Annotated in this window: 10 protein-coding genes; 4 read left to right on the forward strand and 6 right to left on the reverse strand. The window is 69.9% G+C overall.

Going from position 1 to position 15,761, the window contains the following annotated elements:
• Positions 1–687: 687 nt before the first annotated feature.
• Positions 688–1,539 carry a putative RNA methyltransferase gene (locus BZB76_RS13215; protein ID WP_246006926.1) on the reverse strand — a complete coding sequence of 284 codons (852 nt, stop codon included), beginning with the start codon at positions 1,537–1,539 and terminating at the stop codon, positions 688–690.
• A 107-nt stretch (positions 1,540–1,646) separates the two neighbouring features.
• Complete coding sequence (trxA, locus tag BZB76_RS13220; protein WP_121434689.1) at positions 1,647–2,000, reverse strand: thioredoxin; 354 nt, start codon at positions 1,998–2,000, stop codon at positions 1,647–1,649.
• A gap of 130 nt (positions 2,001–2,130) precedes the next feature.
• On the opposite strand from trxA, the gene BZB76_RS13225 reads away from it, so the two are divergent.
• Together BZB76_RS13225 and BZB76_RS13230 are read left to right on the forward strand one after the other, a co-directional pair.
• Positions 2,131–3,153 carry a sigma-70 family RNA polymerase sigma factor gene (locus BZB76_RS13225; RefSeq protein ID WP_246006927.1) on the forward strand — a complete coding sequence of 341 codons (1,023 nt, stop codon included), beginning with the start codon at positions 2,131–2,133 and terminating at the stop codon, positions 3,151–3,153.
• Between the two features lie 187 nt (positions 3,154–3,340).
• Positions 3,341–4,687 (forward strand): class II 3-deoxy-7-phosphoheptulonate synthase, encoded by a 1,347-nt coding sequence (locus BZB76_RS13230; RefSeq protein WP_211343002.1) that lies wholly within the window; start codon positions 3,341–3,343, stop codon positions 4,685–4,687.
• 800 nt (positions 4,688–5,487) lie between these two features.
• Here BZB76_RS13230 and BZB76_RS13235 read toward each other — a convergent pair.
• From BZB76_RS13235 to BZB76_RS13245, 3 genes are read right to left on the reverse strand one after another with little or no spacing between them, the layout of a single operon-like run.
• On the reverse strand, positions 5,488–5,856 hold the full coding sequence (locus tag BZB76_RS13235) for an ATP-binding protein (protein ID WP_033333276.1): 369 nt from the start codon (positions 5,854–5,856) through the stop codon (positions 5,488–5,490).
• Between the two features lie 42 nt (positions 5,857–5,898).
• The gene (locus BZB76_RS13240; RefSeq protein WP_121434690.1) at positions 5,899–6,237 is read right to left on the reverse strand and encodes an STAS domain-containing protein; all 339 of its coding nucleotides are present in this window, start codon (positions 6,235–6,237) and stop codon (positions 5,899–5,901) included.
• A gap of 31 nt (positions 6,238–6,268) precedes the next feature.
• Complete coding sequence (locus BZB76_RS13245; protein ID WP_246006928.1) at positions 6,269–8,575, reverse strand: SpoIIE family protein phosphatase; 2,307 nt, start codon at positions 8,573–8,575, stop codon at positions 6,269–6,271.
• 331 nt (positions 8,576–8,906) lie between these two features.
• On the opposite strand from BZB76_RS13245, the gene BZB76_RS13250 reads away from it, so the two are divergent.
• Positions 8,907–13,145: a HAMP domain-containing protein gene (locus BZB76_RS13250; protein WP_121434691.1), complete on the forward strand. Its 4,239-nt coding sequence runs from the start codon at positions 8,907–8,909 to the stop codon at positions 13,143–13,145.
• 80 nt (positions 13,146–13,225) lie between these two features.
• Positions 13,226–13,858 carry a response regulator gene (locus BZB76_RS13255; protein ID WP_121434692.1) on the forward strand — a complete coding sequence of 211 codons (633 nt, stop codon included), beginning with the start codon at positions 13,226–13,228 and terminating at the stop codon, positions 13,856–13,858.
• A gap of 477 nt (positions 13,859–14,335) precedes the next feature.
• On the opposite strand, the gene gltX is transcribed toward BZB76_RS13255, so the two are convergent.
• Positions 14,336–15,742 carry a glutamate--tRNA ligase gene (gene gltX, locus BZB76_RS13260; RefSeq protein ID WP_121434693.1) on the reverse strand — a complete coding sequence of 469 codons (1,407 nt, stop codon included), beginning with the start codon at positions 15,740–15,742 and terminating at the stop codon, positions 14,336–14,338.
• Positions 15,743–15,761 lie beyond the last annotated feature (19 nt).

Here is a 15,761-nt window from a genome sequence, read left to right on the forward strand (position 1 = left end):
TAAGCACGCCGCCAGCGTTCGTCCTGAGCCAGGATCAAACTCTCCATTAAGGCCAAACGACCACACCAAAGGGCGAACTCCGATGCAGCCAAACCTTGGAAACAATCCCAGCAAAACAACCCACCCAACGGATGGGTCGCACTGCCTCAAAGAAATCCCCGACCACCCATAACAGGCAGCCACGGGGCGACCCGACCAGAAAACCGGTCGAGCCGATAAAGGCACTGGCTTTTAACACGCTGTTGAGTTCTCAAGAAACGGACACCCACCGCGCCCGAACCCGCTTCCGCGAGCCCCGGCTCCGGGGCAACCCTTCTAACTTACCCGGTTCGTCGCCGTTGTCAAGTCAATCCGCGAAGATCTTTTTGACGGACGGAGGCGTACCGAGTTCCCACACTAACGACCAGCAGGCCACGAAGACCCGCCCGGAACGTTTCGTAGGAGGCGCCCTGCGGGCCGGCCACCGTGCGGCGTCCTGCATCCCGTTCTGGGCTGTGCAGGTCATCTTACACCAGTTCGAGCGGAACTCGAACCGGCTTCAGTTGCCCTGCGTTTCCCCGAGGTCGGCCGCCTTCCGGCGTCCCGCGTCCCTTGGGGCAGCAGTGACATTAGAGCGCCGGGCCATGACCGTCAAATCAGGCGCCGTCGCCTCCCGGCCGGTCGTTGCGCGCCTCGGCCAGAGCACACCTACTCGAGGCGTCGATAGGTCGACAGAACGAACGACAAGGGCGTCGGTAGCGGGTCGGAGAGTCGTTCCAGTCGTTCCCTGAGTCGTTCCGGTGGGACATGGTGGGCGCTCGGCCCCATTCCCACGAGGGTCACGATCTCCTCGTGGGTCAGGACGGCCTCCGTCTCCAACTCCTGGCGCGAGTCCAACTTGAAGTACCCGGCCAGCGCCGCGTCCGTGCGTTCGGTCTTGTGCTTGTCGACCGACAACAGTCCTAGCGGTTCCACAAGTGTGGCGAGGTGGCGGGGTGACGGCGTCACGGTGAACAGCAGCCCGTCGTCGCGGAGGACCCGGTGGAACTCGGCGGCGTTCCGCGGGGCGAAGACGTTGATGACGGTGTCGGCGGCGCCGGTGCGCAGCGGCAGCGGGCGCCAGAGGTCCGCGACGACGGACCCGACACGTGGGTGCGCCTTCGCCGCGCGGCGAGCGGCGTGCTTGGAGATGTCGAGGGCCAGGCCGATCGTGTCCGGTGATCGGTCGAGGGCCCGGCTCAGGTAGTGGCCGGTTCCGGCGCCCGCGTCGAGGACGAGGGACGGCCTGACGCGTGACACGTTCCAGGCGAGCCGGTCCGCCGGGACCGTGAAGTGGCCGGCCTGGAGGAACTCGTCTCGCGCGCGGACCATCTCCGGTGTGTCGGCCGTCCCCGGACGGGCGTTGCCCGGCAGGAGGTTCGCGTAGCCGTGCCGTGCGATGTCGAAGGTGTGACCGGTCGGGCACAGTAGCGCCCGGTCAGCCAGTTCGAGGCCCGCTCCGCACACGGGACACACCAGGTATGGGACGACATCGGCGAGCACGGGTCCATCATCGTGCATGGGGGCCGTGGTACGGGCGGTACCGCCCGGTTCTTTGCCGTTGCGCCGCCCACATGCCGTCCCGCCGTCGAAGGCGCTTCCCTCGCGGGCAACCCGGAGACGCGCGTTCAGGACTTGGCGCGGCGGCGGACGTCCTCCATGTCCAGGCCCCTGACCTGCTCGATGACGTTCTCCAGGACCGATTCCGGCAGCGCGCCCGGCTCGGCGAAGACGATCATGCCGTCGCGGATCGCCATCAGCGTGGGGATGGACCTGATCCCGAACCGTTCGGACAGCTCGGGCTCCGCATCGGTGTCGACCTTGGCGAAGACGATGTCGTCGTGTTTGTTCGCCGACCGGTCGAACACCGGCGCGAACCGCTTGCACGGTCCGCACCACTCCGCCCAGAAGTCCACCAGGACGATGCCTTCGGCCTGAGCGACCTCATCGAAGTTCTCAGCGGTGAGTGTGACCGTCGCCATGTCGGTTTCTCCTCAGTCGGGGTATCAGGACGTAGAGCGGCTAACAGGTTCGCAGTATTCCCCACCCGGGAATCACAGAGCGGTAATTAGCGTTCTCCTCACAGGGAGATCGCACCGGAGAAGGGTCAGGATGGCTGCAACCCGTATCAAGGGCGACAGGGTCGACGTCCCGGACAAGGACCTTGTCGGGGCGTACCTGGACCGGATCGGCCGCACCCCCCTGCTCGACGCGCAGGAGGAGGTCGATCTGGCCAAGGCGATCGAAGGGGGCCTGTACGCCGAACAACTCCTCGTCGAGGGCAACGTACCCGCGGGGGTGGCCCCCGAGGAGCTGGAGGAGCTGGCCGAGGCGGGGCTGCGCGCCAAACAGCGCTTCGTCGAGGCCAATCTGCGGCTGGTGGTCTCGATCGCCCGGAAATACCCGACCGACTCGTTGCCCCTCATCGACCTCATTCAGGAGGGGAACCTGGGGCTGATGCGCGCGGTGGAGAAGTTCGACTACCGGCGCGGCTTCAAGTTCTCCACGTATGCGACATGGTGGATCCGGCAGGCGATCGGGCGCGGGCTGAGTCATACGGCCCGCACGATCCGGTTGCCCGTACACGTCGAGGAGGAGCTTTCGCGGCTGCGGCGCGCGGAGCGCCAGTTGGGGCGTGAACTCGGCCGTGAGCCGACCCGGGAGGAGCTTGCCGGTGTGCTCGGCGCCGACCCCGACCATGTGGACGAGTTGCTGCGGTGGCGCCGCGACCCGGCGAGCCTGGACGCGACCGTCGACGACGCGGGAGAGACCCCGATGGGCGACCTGCTCGAGGATCCGGAGGCCGTGACGCCGGAGGCGGAGATCCTCGCGCTGGACGACATCGAGGGGCTCGGACGGCTCCTCGATCGCCTCCCCGAGCGCGAGTCCGCGATCCTGCGGGCGCGTTTCGGGATGGACAGCGGTCAGCCGCTGTCGTACGCGCAGATCGGCGCCCGGTACGGCCTGAGCCACAACCGGGTGAGACAGATCACGGACCGGTCCCTGCGGAGGTTGCGGCAGCTGGCGAACGAGGCCGACCTGAGCGGCCGCCGGACACTGGCGGGCGGTCCGAGCCACGGCCCGAGTCACGGTTCGGAGGCCGTCCGCACCCCTGCGGGGAGCCGGGCGGCCTGAGAACCGGCGAACATTGACGAATCGGGCGGCCCCGGAGGATCCGGGGCCGCCCGCTCGCGTCTCTCCGGCTCGCGCGTGCGCGTCCCGGCAGATCGGGCCGCCGGTCGGGCCGCGCTTCCGGTTCCGGCCGTGCCCGCTTTGGGAGCTGGTCGTCCGGCAGGGCCGAACGTGCCATAGCCTTTCCACCGTGAGTACACCCGCCATAGGGGACCTGGACGCCTGGCGCGCCCTCCCCGCCCTCCAGCAGCCCGATTGGGACGATCCGGACGAGGTCCGGGCCGTCACGGCCGAACTCTCCGCGCAGCCTCCGCTCGTGTTCGCGGGTGAGTGCGACCAGCTCAAGGCGCAGCTCGCGGACGTCGCACGTGGCGAGGCCTTCGTCCTGCAGGGCGGTGACTGCGCCGAGACGTTCGAGGGCTCGAACGCCGACGCGGTGAAGAACAAGCTGAAGACGCTGTTGCAGATGGCGGTCGTGCTCACCTACGCCGCGAGCGTGCCGGTCGTGAAGATCGGTCGGATGGCGGGGCAGTTCGCCAAGCCGCGGTCGAAGCCGGTGGAGGTCCGCGGGGGCGTGGAGTTGCCCGCGTACCGGGGTGACGCCGTCAACGGGTTCGAGTTCAACGCCGAGTCCCGCCGCAGCGATCCGAGCAGGTTGCTGAAGGCGTACCACTGTTCGGCGGTGACGCTGAACCTGTGCCGGGCGTTCACCAAGGGCGGGTACGCCGATCTGCGGCAGGTGCACGCCTGGAACCAGGACTTCGTGGCGCAGAGCCCGGCGGGCCACCGCTACGAGCGGCTCGCGGGCGAGATCGACCGGGCGTTGACGTTCATGAAGGCGTGCGGGGCCGACCCCGACGAGTTCCATGAGGTGGAGTTCTACTCCAGCCATGAGGCGCTGCTGCTGGAGTACGAGCGGGCGTTGACCCGTATCGACCATTTGAGCGGCCTGCCGTACGACGTGTCGGCGCATTTCCTGTGGATCGGGGAGCGCACCCGGCAGCTCGACGGCGCGCATGTCGAGTTCCTGCGGCATATCCGCAACCCGATCGGGGTGAAGCTCGGCCCGACGACGTCCGCCGACGACGCCCTGGCGCTGATGAACCGGCTGAATCCCGACAACGAGCCCGGTCGGCTGACGTTCATCACCCGGATGGGCGCGGGCCGGATCCGGGACGTCCTGCCGCCGCTGATCGAGAAGGTGAACCAGAGCGGCGCGCCGGTGGCGTGGCTGTGCGACCCGATGCACGGCAACACGTTCGAGGCGCCGAGCGGTCACAAGACGCGGCGGCTGGACGACGTGCTGGACGAGCTGGCCGGGTTCTTCGAGGTCCACCGGGCGCTCGGAACGCATCCGGGCGGCATCCACATCGAGTTCACGGGCGACGACGTCACCGAGTGCGTCGGTGGTGCGCAGGGCCTGGCGGAGGCCGATCTGCACCAGCGGTACGAGACGGCGTGCGACCCTCGACTCAACCGAAGCCAGTCCCTTGACCTGGCGTTCCTGGTGGCGGAGCTGTACCGCAACTCCGCGTAGCCAGCGCCCGTGCCAAAGTGCCATAGGACGCTCGCCTGACGGCTCACGCGGCACCTGGCCCGCATATGGCTCTGCCGAACCGACTCCAGGCATGGCGAAGGGCGCCCGTGACCAGTGTGCGCGAACACAGGTTCACCTGAACGACCATGTCTCGCGCTCGGCCGACCAGCCCCACAGTCGCGGCCCCGACCTGGTGCCCAACGATGCCGAGCCGGTTCGTGTCGCCATCGCGCAGGCGCCGCTCGGTGTGCCTCCAAGCGGCAATGACCGCCGAGCGCTCAGCGCAGGAACCGGCACCTGTTCCCGTGCCTACTCGGACGGTCGGAGGGCAACCGGCTGCATGATGCGGTCGGAGCCCCGTCCACTGAGTCACCATCGCGCGGGTGCCGCTCGAGTGGGCATCCGAGCGGCGGTGACCGCCAAACGCTCACAGGCCGGGAACCGGCACCTGCGCAAGGCGGCTAGCCCCCTGTTCACGGCGTCAACGCGGCTGCTTCAGCGGAACCTCTTCCGACGCGGCCAGCCACGGCTGGTGGAGGGAACCTCGCCGTGTCCAAGCCGCTCGGTGCACCCGTGGCCGCGGTGGGCCGGACGGTGCCGTCGAGGCGATGGCCCTGCTGGAGGCGTTCGCCCGCGATGCCGGACAGCCCTGGCGAGGTCGCGTCCGGGTGCCGCGCCCTGACGACACCGTGGACCGTGAGATGCCGGGACGAGATCGCCGGCTACGGTGTGGTCGGGCTGATGCCGACCGCCACCGCCGAGGGCGCGGTGTGCGTCTTCAGGCCGGCCGTTCCCGATGGTCAGATGTCGACTTCGGCCCAGACGACCTTGCCGCCGGTGACCGGGTCCGCGCCCCAGGAGTTGGCGAACCGGTCGACGATGAACAGGCCGCGGTGCGACTCGTCCAGCGGGCCGGGGACGGTCAGGCGCGGGAGCTGGGCGGCGCGGTCGCGGACCTCGACGCGGATGCGGCCGGTGCCGCGCAGCAGCCGAAGCTCCAGCGCGGTGCCGGCGTGCCGGACGGCGTTGGCGACCAGCTCCGCGACGATCGCGGTGACGAGTTCTTCGCGGTCCATCAGCGCCCAGGTGCGCATGGTGCGCGCGGCGAGGCGCCGGGCGTACTCGACCGCCTCGGTCTGCGGCGCGGCCCGCAGGGTCGTCTCGGTCATCGGGTCGGTCACCCCGCCCGCTCGCCGTTCTTCATCGTCGCCTCACCGTCCATCGGCGGGAGCCTCCTCGGTCGGACCCTCGATCAGGAAGCGGTCGAGGCCCGTGGTTCGCAATACGTTCTCGACCCGACCGTAGGCACCGGTGACGGTCAGCGTCGCGTTCTGTGCCCGCGCGTGCTTGTATGCCCGGACGAGGACGTTAAGACCTGAGGAGTCGCAGAAGTCGACCGCCGTGAGGTCGACGACGACCGCCCGCTCACCGGCGTCCACGAGCTCGGTCAGCCGAGACCGCAGCTCGTCGGAAGAATGCAGGTCGATGGAGCCGCGCGCGGCGATCGTCGCGCGGCCGTCCTGTCGTGTCGTGTGCAAGGCAAGCCCCACGCCACCCCACCTTACCGATTGTTGGTCTCCATCATGACGCCCGCAGAACGATGAGGGCAATGTCGTCGTTCGACGGCTCTGGGCCGAAGTCACGCACGGCGCGCTGGATGCGGGCCGCGACGGCGCGCGCGCTGAGCCCGGTGCAGCCGGCCAGAAGCCCTTCGAGGCCGTGGCCGTCGCCGAGCAGCCGGTTGCCGGAGCGGCGCTCCGTGACGCCGTCGGTCACGCAGAGCAGGACCTCCCCGCGGCGCAGGTCGACGGTGTCGGTGTGGAATTCGACACCGTCGAACACGCCGAGCAACGGCTGCGGGGAGGCCGCCTCGCGGACGTGGCCGTCCGGGGCGAGCAGCAGCGGGGGCGGGTGCCCCGCGCTGGTCAGAGTGATCGTGACGCCGTCGCGGCGGCGCCGGGCGGCGATCTCGCCGTGCAGCAGGGTGAGCAGCCGTCCGCGTTCCCCCTCGCCGAGGATCAGTCGGTTCAGGCGGTTGAGGACCGCCGGGACGGACATGTCCTCGGCGGCGAGGATGCGCAGCGCGTGCCGGGCGAGGCCGGTGACGGCGGCGGCCTCGGGCCCGGTGCCGCAGACGTCGCCGATGGCGAAGCGCCAGCGGGACGCGGGGGCGGCGCCGGGGGGTCGCAGGCCGCTTTCGAAGACGTCGTAGAAGTCGCCGCCGACCTCGCTGCCCTCCCCCGCCGGTTCGTACACGACCGCGACCTCCAGGCCGGGGATCTCGGGGATTCCGGGGGGCAGGAGGCTGCGCTGGAGCGCGCTGCTCATGGCGGTCTGCGCGGAGAAGAGGCGGGCGTTGTCGACGGCGAGGGCGGCGCGGCGGCTCAGTTCCTCGGCCAGTTCGATCGCGCTGCGGGGGAAGCGGTCTCCGGACGGACGACCGATCACGATGGTGCCGATGCGGCGGCCGCGGGCGATCAGCGGGAACGCGTAGACCTGGTCGGCGGCGGTGTCGCCGGCGGCGGCGCGGACGTCGTCGGGGGCGGTGGCCAGCCCGTTCCAGGGGCCGGGGGCGTCGATCGGCGGGGCGGCGCCCGCGTGTTCGAGCAGTTCGCGGAGCCCGTCGGCGCGGTTCTCGTCGGCGTGCCACACGTAGGCGAGCCGGTCGGGTTCGACCTCGGTGACGGTGTAGACGGCGCACCAGACGGCGAGGCGGGGCACGACGAGCTGGGCGACGAGCGCCATCGTGCGCTCCTGGTCGAGGGTTCCGGCGAGCAGGTCGCTGGCCTCGGCGACGAAGCTGAGCCAACCCCGCCAGGACCGTTCCAGTTCCCCGATCCGTGCCTTCTCCAGGGAGAGCGACATCTCGTCGGCGAGCCGGCCGATCCGGGCCGCGTCGGCCTCGACAAAACGCTCGGAAACGGACGAGACGGCCACCACAAGCCCGGTGAGGCGTCCCTGGGACTCCAGCGGCGCCGCGGCCAGGGACCGGGCCTGCAACGCCGCAGCGGCCGGGTCGGAGGCGTCCAGGGCCACCCATGGGGAGCCCGCGCGGGCGGCGGGGCCGAGACCGGCCACCGACAGTTCACCGAGCGGCATCTCGGCGGCGGTCCCGGCGGACGCCCCCATGATCAGACGGCCGTCGCGCTCGGTGAGCAGCACGGCCGCGCCCTCGGCGCCGAGGACGTCCCGGACGGTCGCGACGCCGTCCTCCATGGCCTCCAGGGCCGCCGGGGAGCGCAGGAGCCGGTCACCGGCGACGGGCATGTCGCCCACTCCGTCGCCGAGGCGCCCGTCCCCGGTCTTGCCGGCGGGCGCGGGATCGACGGGGCCGGCCGGACCCACCTGGCTCGCGCCGTCGCGGGAGACGTCGGCGGCCGCCCCTTCGCGCCGGACGGCGCGCTCGTGGCCCGGTTCACGGCCGGCGGCGGACGATGCCGGAGTGTCGGGGTCGGCCTCGGACTCGGCGTCCCGGTCGGTGACGGCCGCGGGCGCGGCGCCGCCTTCGGAGAAGCCGGGCCGAGGGAGCCTGAACCAGACGCCCTTGGTGCGCCGGTCGTAGGACACGCCCCAGGACGCGGCGAGCCGCGCGATCGACGGGAGCCCACGGCCGCTGGACGCGGTGACGCCCGGCATCTCGATGCCCCGGGTGGGATGCCGGTCGCGGACCTCGATCCTGACGTCCCCCTCCTCCAGATGGCAGGAGACCTCGAAGGACGTGCCGGCGTAGGCGATGGCGTTGGTGGCGAGTTCGCTGGTGGCGAGGACGGCGTCGTCCGCGACCTGGTCCATGCCCCAGTCGGCGAGGACCTTGCGGACGAATCGGCGCGCGTCCGCCACCGCCGCGGCAGCGGACGGGAAGGTCGCCGATGCCGTCTGCCGATCCAATCTGTCGTCCTTCGCTCGAAGCGTCAGTCACTACCGGGTCTGGCTATCGTGGCAGACGGGACGGACAGGCGACCACGAGAGCCGTGAACCGAGGGGTGGAGCACCGGGTCAGGTCTCGGTGTCCGGCCCGCCACGAACGACAGACCGTAACACGAAGACTACAAGGGCGGATGCATGGTCATCGCCGTCCGAGCACCGTCCCCGCGCGGACCGGGCCCGGTACCGCACGGCGACGTAGAGTACTGGGTGCGGCCGGAAGAGGCCTGGTAAGGAGTCCGTGTCGTCCGGACATGGCCGATGTCCGGATCCCGACAGATCGCGGGCCAGGAGGATGAAGAGCATGCCGCGTACCTCGTCTCGTGCCCGCCCCGGCGGCGGGTACCGCGACACCGCTCCGCGCTACAGCGACGCCGATCTCGAACCGCTGCTCAGGGCGCTCGTCGCCGTCCGGGACGGGCGGGCGAGGTCGGAGCTGAACGTGCCGGGTGAGGGCGCCGTGGCCGAGGCCGCGGCGATCTTGGAGGAGATCCGGCAGAGCGGCCAGGAGCTGGCCTCCGGGCTGGCCCGCGTCCGGCGGGAGATCGGCCGCGAGGGGCAGCTGCGGGGCCGGCTCACGCCGGGGACACTGCGGGGCACCTGGGCGGCCGCCGCCGAGGACACCAACGCGATCATCGACAAGCTGACCGACCTGGTGACGGGGATGAGCCAGGTCGTGGAGGCGGTCGCGGCGGGCGACCTGAGCCAGCGGGTCGAGCTGCGGGTGCGGGGCAGGCCGATGCGCGGTGAGCTGCTGCGCATGGCAAAGTCCGTCAACGGCATGGTGGATCTGCTCGACCAGTTCACGTGGGAGGTCACCCAGTTCGCCCGGGAGGTCGGCACCGAGGGCCGCCTCGGCGGGCAGGCCCCGGCGCGCGGCATGACGGGCCGGTGGCGGGACGTGACGGCGTCGGTGAACGTGATGGCGTCCCGGCTGACCTCGCAGGTCCGCGACATCGCGGAGGTCACCACGGCGGTGGCGAAGGGCGACCTGACCCGCAAGGTCACGGTGGAGGCGACCGGTGAACTCCAGGAGCTGAAGCTCACCGTGAACACGATGGTCGACCAGCTGTCGGCGTTCGCCGACGAGGTCACCCGCGTGGCCCGCGAGGTCGGCACCGAAGGGCAGCTGGGCGGGCAGGCGAACGTGCCGGGCGTCAGCGGTGTCTGGAAGAACCTGACCGACAACGTCAACGCGATGGCGAACAACCTGACGTACCAGGTCCGCGGGATCGCGCAGGTCACCACCGCCGTCGCCGAGGGCGATCTCGGCAAGAAGATCACCGTGGACGCGCAGGGCGAGATCGCCCAGCTCAAGGACACCGTCAACACGATGGTCGACACCCTGTCGGCGTTCGCCGACGAGGTCACCCGCGTGGCCCGCGAGGTCGGCACCGAAGGGCGGCTCGGCGGCCAGGCGCGGGTGCTCGGCGTGAGCGGCGTCTGGAAGGACCTGACCAACAACGTCAACGGGATGGCGTCCAACCTGACCTTCCAGGTCCGCAACATCGCGCAGGTCACCACCGCCGTCGCCGAGGGCGATCTCGGCAAGAAAATCACCGTGGACGCGCAGGGCGAGATCCTGGAGCTGAAGGACACCGTGAACGCGATGGTGGACACGCTGTCGGCGTTCGCGTCCGAGGTGACCCGCGTGGCCCGCGAGGTCGGCACCGAAGGGCGGCTCGGCGGGCAGGCGATCGTGCCCGGCGCGGGCGGCGTCTGGAAGGACCTGACCGACAACGTCAACTCGATGGCCAACAACCTGACCAACCAGGTCCGTGGGATCGCGCAGGTCACCACGGCCGTCGCGCAGGGCGACCTGACCCGCAAGATCGAGGTGGACGCGCAGGGCGAGATCCTGCAGCTCAAGACGACGCTGAACACGATGGTCGACACGCTGTCGGCGTTCGCCGACGAGGTCAGCCGGGTGGCCCGCGAGGTCGGCACCGAAGGGCGGCTCGGCGGGCAGGCGATCGTGCCCGGCGCGGGCGGCATGTGGAAGGACCTGACCGACAACGTCAACGGAATGGCGTCCAACCTGACCTACCAGGTCCGCAACATCGCCCAGGTCGCGACCGCGGTCGCGCACGGCGACCTGACGCGGCGCATCGACGTCAACGCGCAGGGCGAGATCCTGGAGCTGAAGACGACGCTGAACACGATGGTCGACACGCTCTCGTCGTTCGCGTCCGAGGTCACCCGTGTCGCCCGTGAGGTCGGGATCGAGGGGCGGCTCGGCGGACAGGCGGAGGTCGAGGGGGTCTCCGGCACCTGGAAGCGGCTGACGGAGAGCGTCAACGAGCTCGCCGGGAACCTGACGACCCAGGTCCGCGCGATCGGCGAGGTGGCGAGCGCCGTCGCCACCGGCGACCTGACCCGGACGATCACCGTGGAGGCGCGCGGCGAGGTCGCGGAGCTGAGCGACAACGTCAACCTGATGGTGGCGACGCTGCGGGAGACGACCCGCGCCAACGAGGAACAGGACTGGCTGAAGACCAACCTCGCCCGGATCGGCGGGCTCATGCAGGGTCATCGGGACCTCCAGCAGGTCGCCGACCTGATCATGCGGGAGCTGACGCCGACGGCGAGCGCCCAGTACGGCGCGTTCTACCTCGCGGAGAACAGCGGCGAGGAGACCGAGCTGTCGCTGATCGCCGGTTACGGGACGCGCCGCCGGGCGAACCGGTCCCACGGCGACGGCGACCTCCGGTTCGCGCTGGGCGAGGGCCTGGTGGGGCAGGCGGCGCAGGAGCGCAGGGCGCTGCTGATCGCCGACGCCCCCGCCGACTACATCAAGATCGGCTCGGGGTTGGGCGAGGCGTCTCCCGTCAACATCATCGTGCTGCCGATCGTGTTCGAGGACGAGGTGCTCGGCGCGATCGAGCTGGCGTCGTTCGGCCGGTTCACCGACGTCCATCTGGCGTTCTTCAGCCAGCTGATCGAGACGATCGGGGTGACGTTGAACGCGATCCGCGCCAACACCCGCACCGAGCAGCTGCTCGGCGAGTCGCAGCGGCTCGCCCAGGAGCTGCAGGAACGCTCGGACGAGCTGCAACGCCAGCAGGGCGAGCTGCGGCACTCCAACACCGAACTGGAGGAGAAGGCGGCGCTGCTGGCCCAGCAGAACCGCGCGATCGAGATCCAGAACTTCCAGATCGAGCAGGCCAGGCGGACGCTGGAGGAGCGCGCCGAACAGCTGGCGATCTCGTCGCGGTACAAGTCGGAGTTCCTGGCGAACATGTCGCACGAGCTGCGCACGCCGCTGAACAGCCTGCTCGTGCTGGCCAAGCTGCTGTCGGAGAACCAGGACGGCAACCTCACCGGCAAGCAGGTGGAGTTCGCGCAGACGATCCACGACTCCGGCACCGACCTGCTGGAGTTGATCAACGACATTCTCGACCTGGCCAAGGTCGAGGCCGGGAAGATGGAGGCCCATCCGCACCGGATCACGGTGTCGGCGCTGGTCGACTACGTGGACGCGACGTTCCGCCCGTTGTCGGTCGACAAGGGCCTGCAGTTCGGGGTGGACGTCGCTCCGGACGTCCCGCCGACGCTGATCACCGACGAGCAGCGGCTGCAGCAGGTGCTGCGGAACCTGCTGTCGAACGCGGTGAAGTTCACCGCGGAGGGCGAGGTGCGGCTGCTGATCGAGCGGGCGGGCGACATCGACTTCACCCTGCCCGCGCTGTGGAACACCCCGGACGTGATCGCGTTCCGGGTGATCGACACCGGCATCGGGGTGTCCGCGGACAAGCTGCAGGAGATCTTCGAGCCGTTCCAGCAGGCCGACGGGACGACCAGCCGCCGCTACGGCGGCACCGGCCTCGGCCTGTCGATCAGCCGGAACATCGCGCGCCTGCTCGGCGGCGAGATCCACGCGGAGAGCCGCCCCGGCCGCGGCAGCGTGTTCACCCTCTACCTGCCCGCCCGGTACAGCGAGCGCGACGGCCGCCGCCGCGCGGTCACACCGGAGGAAGACGCGACGCCAGAGGGCACGCCTCGGAACGCCGCCCGCACCGGAGCCGCGGTCCCCGAGGAGACCGGCCCGGCCGCGGAGGAGCGTCCGCCCGCCGGAAACCGCCCCGGGGACGCCGAGGCCCTGAACGGCCTACTGGAGGACCCGCCCGCGGATCTGGTCGACACCGTCCTGTCGGGCCGCAAGGTCCTGATCGTGGACGACGACGTCCGGAACGTGTTCGCGTTGACGAGTGTCCTTGAGGGCTATGGAATGGACGTCCTGTACGCCGAGGACGGCCAGGCCGGGATCGACGTTCTGCACCGCCACCCCGATGTCGCGGTCGTGCTGATGGACGTGATGATGCCGGGTCTGGACGGTTACGCGACCACGGCGGCGATCAGGGAGATGCCGCAGTTCGCGGAGCTGCCCATTATCGTGATCACGGCGAAGGTGATGAAGGGCGACCGGGAGAAGAGCCTGGAATCGGGCGCGTCGGACTATGTGCCGAAACCGGTCGATGTCGACCACCTTCTTGACGTGATGAGGAATTGGCTGCAACCGTCCATCGTCCGCTGAGGAGGGGCGGCACCGCGGATGGGGACGCCGCGGGCGCTGACGCGGCCGGCGACGGCGGGGACCGGATCGGAGAGACGCGCGTGGACGACAAGGCGAAGATCCTGCTCGTGGACGACCGCGAGGAGAACCTGATCGCGCTGGAGGCCATCCTCAGCTCGCTCGATCAGGATCTCGTCCGGGCGCGGTCCGGTGAGGAGGCGTTGAAGGCGCTCCTCACCGACGAGTACGCGGTGATCTTGCTGGACGTCGTCATGCCGGGCATGGACGGTTTCGAGACGGCCCGCGACATCAAGCGCCGCAAGAAGACCCGCGACCTGCCGATCATCTTCCTCACCGCGGTGAACAGCGACCCCGACTACGCGTTCCGCGGCTACGCGGCGGGCGCGGTCGACTTCATCTCCAAGCCGTTCGACCCGTGGGTCCTGCGCGCGAAGGTGTCGGTGTTCGTCGAGCTGCACAACAAGAACAAGCAACTCCGCCACCAGACGACGCTGCTACGCGAGCAGGCGGCCCAGCTACGCGAACAGGCCGCGCTGCTCCGGTCCCGTCCCACGGACCACGAGGTCGGCGACCGCCTGAGGGCGGTGATGGAACAGGCCGAACTGGTCGGCAAACGCCTTCCCGACCCCCTCCGCCCCGACTTCGAGGAACTGGACCGCCGCCTGACCGACCTCCACCAGGCCCTGACCGACGACCCCCCACCCTCCCCCTGAGCGTCGGCAGCGAACGCACCGCAATTCACGACGGAAGGGCGCCCAGCGCCCGAAGAAGGAGTGCCCTGCAGCGAGCACAACGCACTTCCTTGCTCGCAGACCCCAGCCCGCCCAGCACCCCCCAACAACCTCGGGTTTGCGATCGCGTCCGAAAGCAGGTTCAAGCGAAGCGAGAAACCTGATCGCGCAGCGAGCCGCAAGGCGAGCCGAAGCGATCCAGCGATCGCACGCGGTGCACGACGACGGAGGCCCGCCGAGGCCGAAGAGGGAGTGCACCCCCATGGACACGAAGCAAAACCCACCTCACCCACCGCCCCCAGCCACCACAGCAACCCCGCAACAACCTCAGGGTCTGCGATCGCGTCCGAAGGCAGGTTTCGAGCCCGCGAGAAACCTGATCGCGCAGCGAGCCGCAAGGCGAGCCGAAGCGATGCAGCGATCGCACCGCGGTAGTTCAGGTTGAGGCGCCCCAGCGCCTCAACCTGAACTACCGCCAATAAGCACACCCCGGGCTGCGGCTATGCGGGTGAGGGTGCGGTCACGGCCGAGGATCTCGAGGGATTCGAACAGGGGCAGGCCCACGGTGCGGCCCGTGACGGCGACGCGGACGGGGGCCTGTGCCTTGCCGAGTTTGAGGCCGTGTTCGGCGCCGATCTGTTCGAGGCGGTCCTTGAGGGCGGCGGCGGTCCATGGAATGTCCTGGTAGGCGGTTTCGACGGCGGCGAGGATGTCGGCGGCGGGGTCCTTCATCGCCTTGGTCCAGGACTTCTCGTCGGTGGGCGGTTCGTCCAGGAACACGAAGTCGACCATGGGGACGATCTCCGACAGCACCGCCACCCGGGTCTGTGCCAGCGGCGCCAGTTCAGCGAAGACGGCGACGTCCACGTCGAACGGGGCGTTCTGGAGGAACGGCAGGCATTCGGCGATGAACTTCTCGGGCGGCAGCGCGCGGATGTAGTCGCCGTTGAACGCGCGGAGTTTCTTCTCGTCGAAGAAGGCGGGTGAGGTGTTGACGTCCTCGATGCGGAACTCGTCGACGATCACGTCCCAGGGGACGATCTCACGGTCGCCGGACGGGGCCCAGCCGAGCAGCATGAGGTAGTTGCGCATGGCCTCGGCGAGGTATCCCTCGGCGCGGTAGTCCTCGAGCGCGACCTTGTCGCGGCGCTTGGACAGCTTCTGCCGCTTCTCGTTCACGATGACGGGGACATGCGCCCAGACGGGCGGTTCGGCGCCGAGCGCCTCCCACAGCAGCTGCTGTTTGGGGGCGTTGGACAGGTGCTCCTCGCCTCGCACGACATGGGTGATGCCCTGGCTGATGTCGTCGACGGCGTTGGCGATCAGGAAGGTCACCGAGCCGTCGGCGCGGGCGATGACGAAGTCCTCCAGGACGGCGTTCTCGAAGACGGGCTTGCCGCGCAGCAGGTCGACGACGGTGGTCTGGCCTTCGTCGGGCGTGCGGAAGCGGAGGGCACGTCCGGGTCCGGCGTCGAGGCCGCGGTCGCGGCAGAAGCCGTCGTAGCCGCGGTGCTGGTCGCCGGTGCGGGCGATGACGGCCTCGCGGGTGCAGTCGCAGTAGTAGGCGCGGCCCTGTCCCTTGAGGGTCTGGACGGCCTCGGCGTGCCGGGCGGCGTTCGCCGACTGGAAGTAGGGGCCCTCGTACTGTTCGCCGTCAATCCCGAGCCAGGCCAGGGCCTGGATGATGCCCTCGGTCCACTCGGGGCTGTTGCGGGAGGCGTCGGTGTCCTCGATCCGCAGTACGAGCGTCCCGCCCGACTGCACGGCCATCACCCAGTTGAACAGCGCCGAGCGGGCGCCACCGACATGGAACATGCCGGTCGGGGAGGGAGCGAAACGGACACGGATCGGAGAACTCGAAGACATGTCTCCCAGCGTAGAGTGC

Source organism: Actinomadura pelletieri DSM 43383 (assembly GCF_003634705.1).
In the GTDB taxonomy this organism is placed as follows: domain Bacteria; phylum Actinomycetota; class Actinomycetes; order Streptosporangiales; family Streptosporangiaceae; genus Spirillospora; species Spirillospora pelletieri.